Origin of the sequence: uncultured Tateyamaria sp. (assembly GCF_947487805.1) — a bacterium.
GTDB lineage: Bacteria > Pseudomonadota > Alphaproteobacteria > Rhodobacterales > Rhodobacteraceae > Tateyamaria.
On record NZ_CANKXW010000001.1, the window covers coordinates 870,163 to 882,861 of the forward strand.

The 12,699-nt window shown below is 62.5% G+C and carries 10 protein-coding genes; 4 read left to right on the plus strand and 6 right to left on the minus strand.

Going from position 1 to position 12,699, the window contains the following annotated elements:
- The first annotated feature begins 51 nt into the window (after positions 1 to 51).
- Complete coding sequence (gene otnK / locus Q0949_RS04465; protein ID WP_299369003.1) at positions 52 to 1,284, plus strand: 3-oxo-tetronate kinase; 1,233 nt, start codon at positions 52 to 54, stop codon at positions 1,282 to 1,284.
- The gene (locus tag Q0949_RS04470; RefSeq protein WP_299369005.1) at positions 1,281 to 1,931 is read left to right on the plus strand and encodes an aldolase; all 651 of its coding nucleotides are present in this window, start codon (positions 1,281 to 1,283) and stop codon (positions 1,929 to 1,931) included. The genes otnK and Q0949_RS04470 overlap by 4 nt, the downstream gene beginning before the upstream one ends.
- A 132-nt stretch (positions 1,932 to 2,063) precedes the next feature.
- Here the strand turns inward: Q0949_RS04470 and ugpC are convergent, their stop codons facing one another.
- The 5 genes from ugpC to Q0949_RS04495 all read right to left on the minus strand — a co-directional run bounded on the left by ugpC (position 2,064) and on the right by Q0949_RS04495 (position 8,438).
- Positions 2,064 to 3,119, minus strand: a complete 1,056-nt coding sequence (gene ugpC / locus Q0949_RS04475) for a sn-glycerol-3-phosphate ABC transporter ATP-binding protein UgpC (protein ID WP_299141665.1) — start codon at positions 3,117 to 3,119, stop codon at positions 2,064 to 2,066.
- Positions 3,120 to 3,121: 2 nt separating this feature from the next.
- On the minus strand, positions 3,122 to 4,399 hold the full coding sequence (locus tag Q0949_RS04480) for a hypothetical protein (protein ID WP_299369007.1): 1,278 nt from the start codon (positions 4,397 to 4,399) through the stop codon (positions 3,122 to 3,124).
- A gap of 8 nt (positions 4,400 to 4,407) precedes the next feature.
- Positions 4,408 to 5,622, minus strand: a complete 1,215-nt coding sequence (locus Q0949_RS04485) for a carbohydrate ABC transporter permease (protein ID WP_299369009.1) — start codon at positions 5,620 to 5,622, stop codon at positions 4,408 to 4,410.
- A gap of 151 nt (positions 5,623 to 5,773) precedes the next feature.
- On the minus strand, positions 5,774 to 7,006 hold the full coding sequence (locus Q0949_RS04490; RefSeq protein WP_299369011.1) for a sugar ABC transporter permease: 1,233 nt from the start codon (positions 7,004 to 7,006) through the stop codon (positions 5,774 to 5,776).
- A 73-nt stretch (positions 7,007 to 7,079) separates the two neighbouring features.
- Positions 7,080 to 8,438 carry an extracellular solute-binding protein gene (locus tag Q0949_RS04495; RefSeq protein ID WP_299369013.1) on the minus strand — a complete coding sequence of 453 codons (1,359 nt, stop codon included), beginning with the start codon at positions 8,436 to 8,438 and terminating at the stop codon, positions 7,080 to 7,082.
- Positions 8,439 to 8,725: 287 nt separating this feature from the next.
- Between Q0949_RS04495 and Q0949_RS04500 the strand changes: the two genes are divergently transcribed.
- Positions 8,726 to 9,739, plus strand: coding sequence for a LacI family transcriptional regulator (locus tag Q0949_RS04500; protein WP_299369015.1), 1,014 nt, complete (start codon positions 8,726 to 8,728; stop codon positions 9,737 to 9,739).
- Here Q0949_RS04500 and Q0949_RS04505 read toward each other — a convergent pair.
- Positions 9,736 to 11,331 (minus strand): choline dehydrogenase, encoded by a 1,596-nt coding sequence (locus Q0949_RS04505; RefSeq protein WP_299369502.1) that lies wholly within the window; start codon positions 11,329 to 11,331, stop codon positions 9,736 to 9,738. The two genes, Q0949_RS04500 and Q0949_RS04505, sit on opposite strands and share 4 nt — an antisense overlap.
- 109 nt (positions 11,332 to 11,440) lie before the next feature.
- On the opposite strand from Q0949_RS04505, the gene Q0949_RS04510 reads away from it, so the two are divergent.
- Positions 11,441 to 12,673 (plus strand): TRAP transporter substrate-binding protein, encoded by a 1,233-nt coding sequence (locus tag Q0949_RS04510; RefSeq protein ID WP_299369016.1) that lies wholly within the window; start codon positions 11,441 to 11,443, stop codon positions 12,671 to 12,673.
- The last annotated feature ends 26 nt before the right edge of the window (positions 12,674 to 12,699 follow it).

A 12,699-nucleotide genomic window follows, 5' to 3' on the forward strand; every position in this document is an offset into this window, starting at 1 on the left:
CGGGGTCGGGTCGGTGTTTTTCTGTGCCCAGATTCAAGGAGATGACGGTATATGAAACTGGGTTGTATCGGCGACGATTTCACCGGGTCCAGCGATCTGGCCAATACGCTGGCCAAGGCGGGGATGCGCGCCACGCAGTACACGGGCGTGCCAGCGGGCGATGCGGACCCATCCGTCGAGGCGGGTGTTGTGGCGCTCAAGACCCGGTCGGTGCCGGTCACTGAGGCGGTCGAGAAATCGCTGGCCGCGTTGCGGTGGTTGCAGGCGCAGGGATGCACGCAGTTCTTTTTCAAATATTGCTCGACCTTTGACAGCACCGCAGAGGGCAATATCGGCCCCGTGGCGGATGCGCTGGCCGAGGCGCTGGAGGCGCACAAGGTCATCGTCTGCCCTGCCTTTCCCGGCACGGGGCGGTCGGTCTATCAGGGGCATCTGTTTGTGAATGACGTGCTGTTGAACGAAAGCGGGATGCAGAACCATCCGTTGACGCCGATGACCGACCCCGACCTGCGCCGCTGGCTGGCGCCGCAGACACGCTACAGCGTGGGCCATGTGGGGCCGGGGCCGGTCTTTGGCGGGGCCGCGGCGATTGCGACGGCGCTGGAGGCGGAACATGGTAAGGGCCATCGTCACATCGTCGTGGATGCGATCCGCGACGAGGATTTGCGCGCCATCGGGGCCGCGGCGCGGGATCTGCCGTTGATCACCGGGGGATCGGGTGTGGCGCTTGGCCTGCCCGCAAATTTCGGCTGTGTGGCGGGTGATGTCCCGTGGCAGGGTCAGGGGGGGCGCGCGGTGGCGCTGTCCGGGTCCTGTTCGGTGGCCACGCGGGCGCAGGTGGCGCGGCACGCCGCCCGGCACCCGGCACGCGAGATCGTCGCGGCGGATGTGATCGAGGGGCGTCTGTCCGCGCAAGACATCGCGACATGGTTGCTGGATCAGGACGGCCTGCCGCTGGCCTACAGCTCGGCGGATCCCAACGATGTGCGGGCGGTACAAGAGCAATATGGCCGCGAACGGTCGGCGGCGGCGCTCGAAGGGGTCTTTGCCGAGGTGGCGCGTCTGGTGCGCGCGGGCGATGTGACGCGGATCATCACGGCCGGGGGCGAGACATCCGGCGCGGTGGTCGAGGCGCTGGATCTGGGCACGCTTGAGATCGGGCCAGAGATCGACCCCGGCGTGCCTGCGCTGCGGGCGGGGCCGGACCTGGTGGTGGCGCTGAAATCGGGGAATTTCGGGGCCGAGGATTTCTTTGAAAAGGCGGACGGGGTGTTGCGCGGATGAGCACGGAAACCGCATTGCGTGAACAGATGTGCCTGCTGGCCAGGTCGCTGTTCGACCGTGGCCTGACCCATGGCAGCACGGGCAATATCTCCGCCCGGACCGAAGATGGCGGGCTGCTGGTGTCGCCCACGGGCACGAGTTTCGGGCGGCTCGATCCCGGGCGGTTGAGCCGGTTTGACGCGCGCGGTCAGCATGTGGCGGGCGATGCGCCCACCAAGGAGATGCCGTTGCACAGTGCGTTTTACGACACGCGCAGCACGGCGGGCGCTGTGGTTCACCTGCACAGCTGCCACTCGGTCGCGCTGTCGATGCTGCCGGTGGAGGATGCGGCGAATTTCCTGCCGCCGCTCACGCCCTACGGCATCATGAAGCTGGGCAAGGTCCAGCTGTTACCGTTTTTTGTACCCGGCGATCCGGCGATGGGGGCGGCAGTGCGCGGGCTGGCCGGCAAGCGGTCGGCGGTGATGCTGGCCAATCACGGCCCCGTTGTGGCCGCCAAAGACGTCGAGGCCGCCTGCAATGCCATCGAAGAGTTGGAAGACACCGCGCGCCTGACCCTGATGACGCGAGGCATGTCCCCCCAGGGCCTGACAGAGCCCCAGGTGCAGGCCGTGGTGACCAAGTTCGACATCGCCTGGGACGACTGACGGGCGGTGACGGCTCCGTCATGGGAAAACCAGACCGTCCAACAGTGCATATTTTTGGAACAATGAAGGATCAGGCGCGCCTTTGCGTTCATTGTTCTTCAAATATGCAAATCCTACGCAGGCAAGGCAGGGTCAGGGTTGGATCGTGTTGCCATCCGCATCAAAGAAGTGGGTGCGGTCGGGATCGAAGCTGAGCCCCATCGTATCGCCCACCTTGACGTCTGCATCGCCGGAGATTCGGACGTTGATCTGGCCCGCCGCGCCACAGTCGAACAGAACAAATGTGTCCGCACCGAGGTATTCGACCACATCGATGCGCCCGTCGCACTGGCCAGTGCCCGCCGCCCCTGCGGTGATGTGTTCGGGGCGGATGCCCATCTGCGTGGCGCCTTGTGCCGAGGCCCGGTAGGGCCCGGTCCGTCCGCCCGGCACCGTGTAGGTGTCGCCGGAGGCCGATGCAGCAAAGACGTTCATCTTGGGGCTGCCGATGAACTGCGCCACGAACACGTTGCCCGGATGATTGTAGAGCTCGCGCGGGGTGCCCACCTGGATGATGCGGCCCGCGTCCAGCACGACGATCCGGTCGGCCAGCGTCATTGCTTCGACCTGGTCGTGGGTCACGTAGATCATTGTGGCCGACAGCGACTGGTGCAGCTTGGAGATCTCGTGCCGCATTTCCACCCGCAGTGCGGCATCCAGGTTCGACAGGGGTTCGTCAAAGAGGAACGCTGTGGGGTCCCGCACAATCGACCGGCCAATGGCCACGCGCTGGCGCTGACCGCCTGACAGGTCCTTGGGACGCCGGTCGAGATACTGGTCCAGCTTGAGCGTGTCCGCCGCCGCATCCACCTTGGCCGTGATCTCGGATTTCGGCGCGCCCGCCGTTTTCAGCGAGAACCCCATGTTGTCGCGCACCGACATGTGCGGATAAAGCGCATAGGACTGGAACACCATCGACAGCCCGCGTTTGCTGGGCGGCTGGTCGGTCACATCCGTCCCGTCGATGTCGAGCGACCCGCGGCTGATATCCTCCAACCCGCCGATCATCCGCAGCAAGGTTGACTTGCCGCAGCCCGACGGCCCGACAAACACCACGAATTCGCCGTCGTGTATGGCAAGGTCGACGCCCTTGATGACCTGCACCTCGCCATACCATTTCTCGACTGCGTTGAGTGTGATCGCGCCCATGATCAGGCTCCTTCCGTCTTGTGTGCCCAGCCCAGCCAGATCGCGGCGGTCCAGGTGAACGAACTGCCCCCGGCTGGTGCACCGTCGCGGGGGTCAAAGTATTCTGCAAAGCCGTGATCGGCGATCAGGTCCGCCGTGGTGCGACGCACAACCTCGCCCTGGGGCAGGCCCATCTCGGTCAGCCCGGTGCCAATCATCATGTTCATCACGCCCCAGACCGGCCCGCGCCAGTACCGCTTGCCGTCAAAGCGCGGATCGGTCAGCGTCAGCGACGGCACGCCGTATTTGGCCTGCGCCATTACCTCATCCAGACGGGTGCGCATGTCAGGGTGGTCGATGCCCGCATACCAGCACAGGAAAGACGCGTTGGTCACCGCATTGGCCCAGGTGCCACCCACCGCATCGCGGCCATCGAAACAGCCGATGTCGGGGTTCCACAGGGTCTGCGCGCCCGCCTCGAGCGTCTCGATCCACTGCTCCAGCTCGCTCACATCCCGGCCCATGTCACGCCCCAGCGCCGCAAGGTCGCGCGTGGCGCGCAGCAGGGTGAAGGTCATGGTCGGATCGGCCACGCGGAACGGCGTGTTCTCCAACATCGCCGCCTCGTCCCAGCCCAGCCGCGCCCCGCGCTGGACCAGCCAGATGTACCGGTCATAGTCGTATTTCGTGGGCCGCATCGACCCGTCCACATGGGTGGTGTCGCGCCGGGTGTATTCGCCCACGCCCTCGGGCGTGATCGCAGCCATTGCCGCATCCCAGTCCGGCGCATTGTCACGCCCTGCTTCCCAGGGATGGGTGATGCACACCGCACCACGGTCCAGCCGCCAGTCCATGAACCAGCGGTGCCAGCGCACCAACCCGTCATAGATCCCCGCCATGCGCGCAGCACCAAAATCCGGATCCTTGGCCAGCACCATGCGCGCCATGGTCGCCGCGACGGGCGGCTGGCTGATGCCCGAAGACGGGATCGGCCCGGTGCCCTGCCATACATCATGGTTCGGGAAGTATCCGTCATCGGGCACGTGGAACAGGATATGCGGCACCATGCCGTTCTCCCACTGGCCCGACATCAGCGTCTCCAGCTCGCGCCACGCGCGGTCCAGATCGAACTCGGCAAAACCGATGGCGGCAAAGGCGCTGTCCCAATTCCACTGATAGGGATAAAGCCCCGAGGTCGGGATCGTATAGGCCCCCTTGTCGTTGCGCTGCAAAATGGCGCGCGCCTCTTCGTCGCGCACTTTCCTGCGCGCATCGATCGTGCGCATGTCTGTGGATGTCATATCTCGCATCATCCTTTTACCGACCCGGCGGTCAGCCCTTTCGTCATGAAACGCTCAAGCCCGAGGAACAGGGCCATGATCGGCACGGTGGCGATCACGGCACCGGCCATCAGGTGCTGGCGCGGAATTTCAGAAGAGTTCAGCATTGCGACACCGCGCGTCAGCGTGAACTTGGACGGATCGTCCAGCAGCATGAAGGCGAGCAGGAATTCGTTCCACGCAATCATGAAGACATAAAGCGATACCGACACCATCGCAGGCAGAGACAGGGGCAAGGTGATCTTCCAGATCACTTGCAGGCGGCTGAGGCCGTCCATCAGCCCCGCCTCCTCGACCTCGCCCGGCAGGCCGCGGAAATACCCCTGAAGCATATAAAGGGCCACGGGGATCGTTGTGACCGGATAGATCATCAACAGCCCCGGAATGGTGTTGCGCAGCCCCGTCATCGAAAAGGCGATGTAGATGGGCAGCGCCAGCACGATCATCGGCACCATGTAGATCAACAGGATCGACCGCGAAAACGCCGCCCGCCCCTTGAACCGCAACCGCGCGACCGCATAGGCCCCCGGCACCGAAAAGGCGAGCGTGATCAATACGGTCAGCACCGACACATAAAAGCTGGTCCAGAGGTAGCTGCCAAAGTTGAACTGCCCAAACAGCTCGAAATAGCTGCGAAAGAGATCCAGCCCCCGGCTCAGATCAATCGAGAAATCGAGCGGGTTCTTCAACAGCGCCTGTTGAGATTTCAGGCTGGTCATCACCATCACGTAAAACGGGATCAGCACGGCGGCGGTGAACACGATATAGCCAAAGCCGGTCAGAAACCGGATCACGGCATCCTCGAACGCATGGCGCGTCAGGTCACCGGGATGCGCCTCGACCAGCATCACGCGCATGGGCCACAGGGTGAACACCCCAAACGCCACAACAGACAACAACTGCCAGCCCAGCGGCACACCTTCGGTGAATTGCATCGGCGACAGCGGCGTGAACATCAACACCACCGACACCGCCACGAACCCTGCCAGCAAAAACGGCACGGCGCGCAGATAAATCAACGCCAGACCGCCGCCCACGCCCAGGATCACACAGCCCAACGCACCGGGCCGAAACCCGAGCCCAGAGGCAAAAGACAAGGTCACCGCCACAGTGACCGCAATCACAAAGGCCCACAAAAGCCCGATCACACCGGCCGTCACGGCCCCATTGCGCAGGACACTCATGACACTTCCTTTCGCGTCAAATACCTCGGGGTGAATTGGCCGTCAGGCCAAGAGGGGCAGCGCCCCAGGCAGGGGTCGGCCCCCTCGCAGGGGCAGCGCCCCTGCAGCCCGCCCGCCGCAGGCGAGACGCAAACTTGTTTTGCGGCACCCATCACAGGCCCTCCTCCTGGCTGATGTATTTGAAGAAAAACACCGAGAAAACGAGCAGCGTGGCAAAGACCACCACCGCCACCGCCGCCCCCGCACCAATGTTGGAGATCGCAAAGGCCTGCTCGTACACGTTCACGGTCAGCGTCCGCGTGCCTGCATTGCCCCCGGTCAGCAGGAAAATGTCGTCGAACTTGTTGAAGGTCCAGATGAACCGCAACAGGAACAGCACCGACAGGATGCCCAGCAGCATCGGCAGCGACAGATACCAGAACTTCTGGAAGGGCGAGGCCCCGTCCATATCGGCGGCCTCGTACATGTCGGTGTCAATCGACTGCATCCGCGCAAGGATGAACAGGAAGGACAGCGGGAAATAGCGCCAGATCTCGAACACCGTTACCATGATCAACGCCAGAGGTCGCTGGCCAAAGAAATTGATCGGCGCTTCCACCACACCCATCTGGATGAGCAGCGCGTTGAGCGAGCCGGAAAACGGATCAAACAGCGTGACCCAGGTGAACGCCACCGCGATGATCGGCGACACGTAGGGAAAGAGGTAAAGACCGCGCAACACACCCTTGCCCGCAAACTCCTTGTTCAGGAGAAGTGCGGCAAAGAGCCCGATGACCAGCGCCCCGATGGTGCCCACCACCGTGTAGAACACCGTGGCCCAGAGCACCGACAAGAACTCCTTGCTGTCAAAGATGCGGGCAAAGTTGTCGAGCGTGAACTCGGCATTGGTCAGGATGTTGTCGCCCGATCCGGTCGCGGTCGGTTCCGACCCCTCGACGATGTCCTCAAGCACCTCCGGATCGCCGTCCAGCGTCACAGGGATACGCACGCGTTCGTTGAAGCCGCCGGGCACGTCGCCGAAATCACAAAACAGCGTGTCACCGGTCAGCGCGCAGACCTGCGGCAGCGCGCCCAGTGTCACCCCGGCGGGGATGGTGTCGGTCAGGGTCAGCCCACGCACTTCTTTCTGCTGAGACGAATTGCGCACCCGGTATTCGATGCGGAAATCATCGCCACTGCTGCGCAGGCTTTCGCGGATCACGGGCGCCACGGGGCGCAGATCGGCAAGGCCCACAGGCTTGAAGCTGATCCAGAAGATGGACAACAGCGGCAGGATGATCACGAGGCTCACGATGGCGATCGTGGGGAAAAGCAAGCTCCATGCGAGCCGCGCCTCGCGTCGCTCAAGAGCGCCGCGGGTGGTCGGTGGTGTCGAGGCCGTCATCGGATGTTCCGATTATGTGAGGATGAAAGGGTGAGGGGGCAGGCGCACCCGCCCCCTGAATGCCCGTCAGGGCTTAGTTGATCGACGACAGCTCGTCGTTCATCGCAGCCACGGCTGCGGCGGCATCAATCTCGTCGTCGATATACTGACGCACGATGCGGTTGATGGCCTGGCTGTTGATCATCTTGGAGGCCAGCGACAGCTGTCCCTCGGCCACGCCCCAGCGCTGGGCCACTTTCAGACCACCGACGATCTCGTCCAGCATTTCTGCGGAATAGAGGTCTTTCATCGGGGCCTTGCGGTCCACACCCACAGGGATTTCCGACCAACCGGCCGAGAATTTGCCCGGCTCGTCCGCAGTGCCTGTGCGCACGGGGAACTTGCCCTCGGCCGCGATGGACAGCGTCTGCATGTAGCCGTCATTCATCGAATATTCGACAAAGGCCTGCGCCGTTTCTGTGTCCGCATCCGATGTGATGCCGAAATAGCGGACATCACCCCAGGCCGCGCCATCGGGGTTCGAGGGCCCGGCAAAGTTGGTCACGATGCCCGTCTTGGCCGCCAGTTCGCGGGTGGTTGGATCATCGTTGATGGTGGGCGCAGCGCTGTCGCGCAGACCGGCCAGTTCATCAAGGATGAAGGGCGACCAGATGATCATGGCGGCGTCACCGGCGAAATAGATCTCGCGCGATTGCTTCCAGAACAGCTCGCCCGGGGGAGAGGCTTTGGCGATGGATTTGTAGAAATCCAGCACTTCGGTGGTTGCGGCCACATCCAGCGGCTGGAACCCGTCGGGACCCACAGGGGAGACGCCGTTGGACAGGAACACGTGTTCCAGAACCTGAGACATGAAGTTCTCGTCGACCTTGGTTGCCGCGACGAAACCGTACATCTCTGGCGGGTTGTGCAGGGCGTCAAGTGCGGCCTGTACGTTGGCGTATGTGTTGGGGGCGGCGAGGCCCTTTTCCTCGAACAGGTCGGCACGGTAGACGATCATCTGCGTCCAGCCGTCCACGGGCACGGAGGCCACGTCGCCGTCATAGTCGGCCATCGCCAGAGGACCGGCGGCAAAGGTGTCGCGGCCCAGGTTTTCCACCACTTCGGTCGCGGCCTCGGTGTCGAGAATGCCGGCTTCGGCCCAGGGCAGGGCGTATTGCAGTGTGTGATAGATCACGTCGGGCAGGTCACCGGCGGCAAAGGCGGCGGTGGCGCGTGTGCCCAGATCGTTTTCCGAAACGGGGATCACTTCGACGGTGTTGCCGGTCGCCTTGGCGAACTCTTCGGCCATGGCTTGCTGCTTGGCCAGACGCTCGGGCTGTTCCTCGGTTGTCCAGAACCGGATATTGTCGGCCATGGCGGCACTTGCACCCAGCACAAGGCCAAGCGCGGACCCCAGCAACAGACGGCCTGTGAGGCCTTTGGTCGGTGTCATAAGTTTCTCCTCCCTTTAGGAAACTTGTCGTTTTTCGCGGATCCAACCAAGCAGGTTGGGTCGGATGCCGGTCAGCATGCGCGCTTTATTGCATCGTTGCAACAAATTTTTTTGCGAATCTAATTTGACAAAAACTCAATTAAATCCATTGCCTTGCCGCGTTGCAGCGAGAGGCGTGCACAGTTTTTTGCATCGTTGCAACACGATTCGGAATTGCCTTGTCTGGTCAGGGCTGTACCAATATCACTGTACAAATTTTCAAATCCTTATGCGGGGCACCCCGTCTCATGGCAGGCAAGTCGAACAAGCCGCCGACGCTGAAAACGATATCGGAGTTGACGGGCCTGAGCCTGTCGACGGTGTCGTTGTCGCTGCGCGATGGCAGTCGTCTGAAGCCCGAGACCCGTGACAAGATCGCCAAGGCTGCCGCCGAAGTGGGCTATGTGCCGAACCGGGCGGGGGTGCGGTTGCGGACCGGGCAGACCAATGTTCTGACGCTGGTGCTGTCGCCGGCCAAGAACACGATCGACTATACCCGCCAGTTGATCGAGGGCATCGGCTTACATCTGTCGGGGTCGAAATACCACCTGAACGTCATCCCGGACCTGCAAGGGGCCACGCCCGAGGAATCGGTGCGCTATGTGTTGCAGAACCGGACGGCGGACGGGATCATCCTGACCCATACCAGCGCGCGGGATCCGCGGGTGCAGATGCTGATCGACGCGGATTTCCCGTTTGTGTCCCACGGGCGGACGGAATTCTATGCGCGCCATGCGTTCCATGACTTCCATGCCGAGCGGTTCGTTGAGATGGCGGTGGAGCGGTTGCTTGAAACGGGGCGGCGGCGGTTCGTGCTGGTGGCCGAGGATGACGCGACCACGAACTTTTCCAAGATTGCGAGCGCGTTTCACCGGACGCTGGGGCGGCATGGGATGACCGGGGAAGTGGCGACGGAGACGGGTATTCTGGTGTCCACCGAAACGGCGCGCGGGTTCGGTTATGCGCTGGCGTCGCGGGCCGAGCCGTTTGACGCGGTGATCAGCAACAACGAACTGGCGACGCTGGCCCTGATGGGGGGCATGTCGGATGCGGGTCTTGTGCAGGGCGAGGACTACGCTCTGATCTGCCGCCAGACGACGCAGATCCTGCCGACGCTTTACCCGACCATCGACACAGTGGCTGAGGATCTGGTGGCGACAGGCGCGGAACTGGCGCGGCTGCTGATCGGGCGTTTGCAGGGCGATCCGGTGGACAGCCTGCAAACCCTGCACGAGCCGCAGGCCCGGTGGCGCAGCGGTTAGGCCGTGCCGCGGATCAGGTCGGAGGCCTTTTCGCCAATCATGATCGCGGGCGCGTTGGTATTGCCGCTGACGATCTCGGGCATGATCGAACAATCCGCGACCCGCAGGCCCGCAATGCCGTGCACGCGCAGCTGATCATCGACCACGGCCATCTTGTCGGACCCCATCTTGCAGGTGCCGGTGGGGTGGTAGATCGAGGCCGTGTTGTTGCGCGCCCAGTCGAGCGTGGCGTCGTAGTCGTCCATGGGCAGGTCCGCGTGCGGGCGGTATTCCTCGGAGATCTTGGAGGTCAGCGGCGCGTGGCGCGCGATCTTGCGGGCGATGTTCACCCCATCGACGATGGTGCGGCAATCGGTTTCTGTGCTGAGATAGTTCGGGATGATCTTGGGATAGGCGCGGCCATCCTTGCTGGACAGGCGAATCTCGCCCTTGGATTCGGGGCGCAGCTGGCACACTGACATGGTGAAGGCGGAAAACGGGTCGGCGCCCTTGCCGGGGTTCTCGGCCGACAGGGGCTGGACGTGGAACTGGATGTCCGGCGTTTCCAGATCGTCGCGGGTTTTCATGAACCCGGTGGCGAGGCTGGCGGCCATGGTCATCGGGCCTGCGCGGAACATCAGGTATTTTAGCCCGATCTTGGCCTGCCCAAAGAGGCTCGAGACCTCATCGTTCAGGGTGGGTTCGTTGCATTTGTAGACAAGGCGGGCCTGTAGGTGGTCCTGCATGTTCTTGCCCACGCCGGGCAGGTCGGCCACGACGTCGATGCCGTGTTCCTGCAGATGCGCGGCCTCGCCGATGCCCGACAACATCAATAGCTGTGGCGAGTTGATTGCGCCGCCGGACAGGACGATTTCCTCGCGGGCGGTGACGGTGTGCCAGGCGCCGCCGCGATCCTTGTAGGTCACACCGGTGGCGCGTTTGTCGGTGATTTCGATCTTTTCGACCTGCGCATGGGTGATGATGTGCAGGTTGCTGCGGTCCTTGACCGGGTTCAGGAAGGCTACCGCCGACGAGCAGCGCCGCCCGTTGCGCGCGGTCAGCTGGAAGAACCCTACGCCCTCCTGTTCGGCACCGTTGTAGTCTGGGTTGAACTTGTAGCCCGCCGCCTGGGCCGCCGCGACCCATGCGTCGGTGATCGGGCGCTGGATCCGCATGTTGGAGACGGACAGGTTGCCCTGATCGCCGTGAAACTCATCCGCGCCACGTTCGTTTTTCTCGGATCGTTTGAACAGGGGCAGCACGTCGTCCCAGGCCCAGCCGCGGTTGCCCATTTGCGCCCAGCGGTCGTAATCCTGTGGCTGTCCGCGCACATAAAGCAGCCCGTTGAGCGAGGACGACCCGCCCAGAACCTTGCCACGCGGCCACTCGATCGACCGTCCGTTCAGGCCGGGATCGGGTTCTGTTTTGTAACACCAGTCGACGCTCGGGTTGTGGATTGTCTTGAAATAGCCCACCGGAATGTGGATCCATGGGTTCAGATCTCGCCCGCCCGCTTCGAGGAGAACGACGGTCTTTGTTGGATCAGCACTCAGCCGATTCGCAATGACACAGCCCGCAGAACCGGCCCCTATAACGATATAATCGGCGTCCACCACGCATCCTCCCTCGCATTAAGTGAAAAAAAGACTAGGCAGATTGTCTCGCGTGCGCTAGCCTTTTCTGAGATAAAACGTCTCAATAATATGCATCAGGGAGGATAGCATGGGAATTAGTGACAAAATCAACGGCATTTCCCGCCGGGATTTGTTCAGGGTGGCAGGCCGTTACGGCATGAGCTCCACGCTTTTGGCGGCGAGTGGTTTTGGTGGGGCGATGAGCCTTGCGAACCTGGCATCGGCGGCAGAATCGACCTACGAAAAGCGCTTTGCCAAGGAAGCCAAGCACACGCTGAAGTTCGGCGCTGCGGGCTTTAACGCACGCAACCTGCTGATTGAGCGCGCTGGCGCACTGGAATTTGCCCGTGACCTGGAAAGCCGGACAGACGGCGAAATCCGCGTCGAATTCATCGGCGACAACCAGATCTGTGGTCAGGTGTCCTGCGTTGAGAAAGCCCAGCAAGGTATCGTTGATATCTATGCGGCTTCGACACAGAACTCCGCCGGTGGTGCACCGTATCTGAACGTGCTGGACTATGCGTACATGTTCCGTAACCGTGCGGACCAATACCACTTCCTGTACTCGCCCAAGTCTCAGGCGCTGCTGCGCGAGCCCTATGAGCGTCGTCACGGCCTGAAATTCCTGTTCAGCCACGCAGAACTGCGCGGCATCCAGCTGGGTCTGGCATGGGAAGACAAGGAAACGGTCACGTCGGTCGAGCAGCTTTTCGGCACGAAAAACCGCGTCACCGGCACCCAGTTGGGCCGGATCGCCATGACCGCCCTGAACCTGAACCCGGTTCCGGTCGCTTGGGAAGAAACGCTGGATGGTCTGAAGCAGGGCCTGATCGACGGTGCGGAAACATGGGCCTCGGCCGTGGCATATGCCAACATGTCGCCTGTTGTGTCCCAGTCGGTTCACCTGAACTTCTTCTGCGGTACAGAGCACACAGCCATGAACGCATCCGTGTTCGACGGTCTGAGCGGCGAACTGCAAGACGCTGTGATGGAATCGTCCTACTGGGCGCAGACACACGTGCAGGCCGCAAACGAAGCCGCACTGGTCAAAACGGTTGGTCAGTCCGACCCGCAGCTGCCGAACACGATCTTTGCGCAAAACAACGTGCGCAATGCGTTCCTGTCCGACGCCGAAATCAAGAAGGCCGAGGAAATGTGTTCGCCCGAGTACCAACCACAGCTGTGGGAAGAATGGCGCGAGCGCATCAACGGCTGGCAGGGTGGCGCAGACACCTATCAGGAAATCTACGACGAGGTCCGCACGATCGACGCGAACACGTTGCCTGAGAACGTCGAGCCCCGCCGCTGGTGGAAAGCTTAATCCGCGATTGAGCAACAGGAGCCGAC

Bases quoted from the DNA above. Each gene is read 5' to 3' on its own strand.
- Q0949_RS04470 (WP_299369005.1), top strand. From the start codon at position 1,281: ATGAGCACGGAAACCGCATTGCGTGAACAGATGTGCCTGCTGGCCAGG.
- Q0949_RS04510 (WP_299369016.1), top strand. From the start codon at position 11,441: ATGGGAATTAGTGACAAAATCAACGGCATTTCCCGCCGGGATTTGTTC.
- Q0949_RS04500 (WP_299369015.1), top strand. From the start codon at position 8,726: ATGGCAGGCAAGTCGAACAAGCCGCCGACGCTGAAAACGATATCGGAG.
- Q0949_RS04495 (WP_299369013.1), bottom strand. From the start codon at position 8,438: ATGACACCGACCAAAGGCCTCACAGGCCGTCTGTTGCTGGGGTCCGCG.
- Q0949_RS04480 (WP_299369007.1), bottom strand. From the start codon at position 4,399: ATGACATCCACAGACATGCGCACGATCGATGCGCGCAGGAAAGTGCGC.
- Q0949_RS04485 (WP_299369009.1), bottom strand. From the start codon at position 5,622: ATGAGTGTCCTGCGCAATGGGGCCGTGACGGCCGGTGTGATCGGGCTT.
- otnK (WP_299369003.1), top strand. From the start codon at position 52: ATGAAACTGGGTTGTATCGGCGACGATTTCACCGGGTCCAGCGATCTG.
- ugpC (WP_299141665.1), bottom strand. From the start codon at position 3,119: ATGGGCGCGATCACACTCAACGCAGTCGAGAAATGGTATGGCGAGGTG.
- Q0949_RS04490 (WP_299369011.1), bottom strand. From the start codon at position 7,006: ATGACGGCCTCGACACCACCGACCACCCGCGGCGCTCTTGAGCGACGC.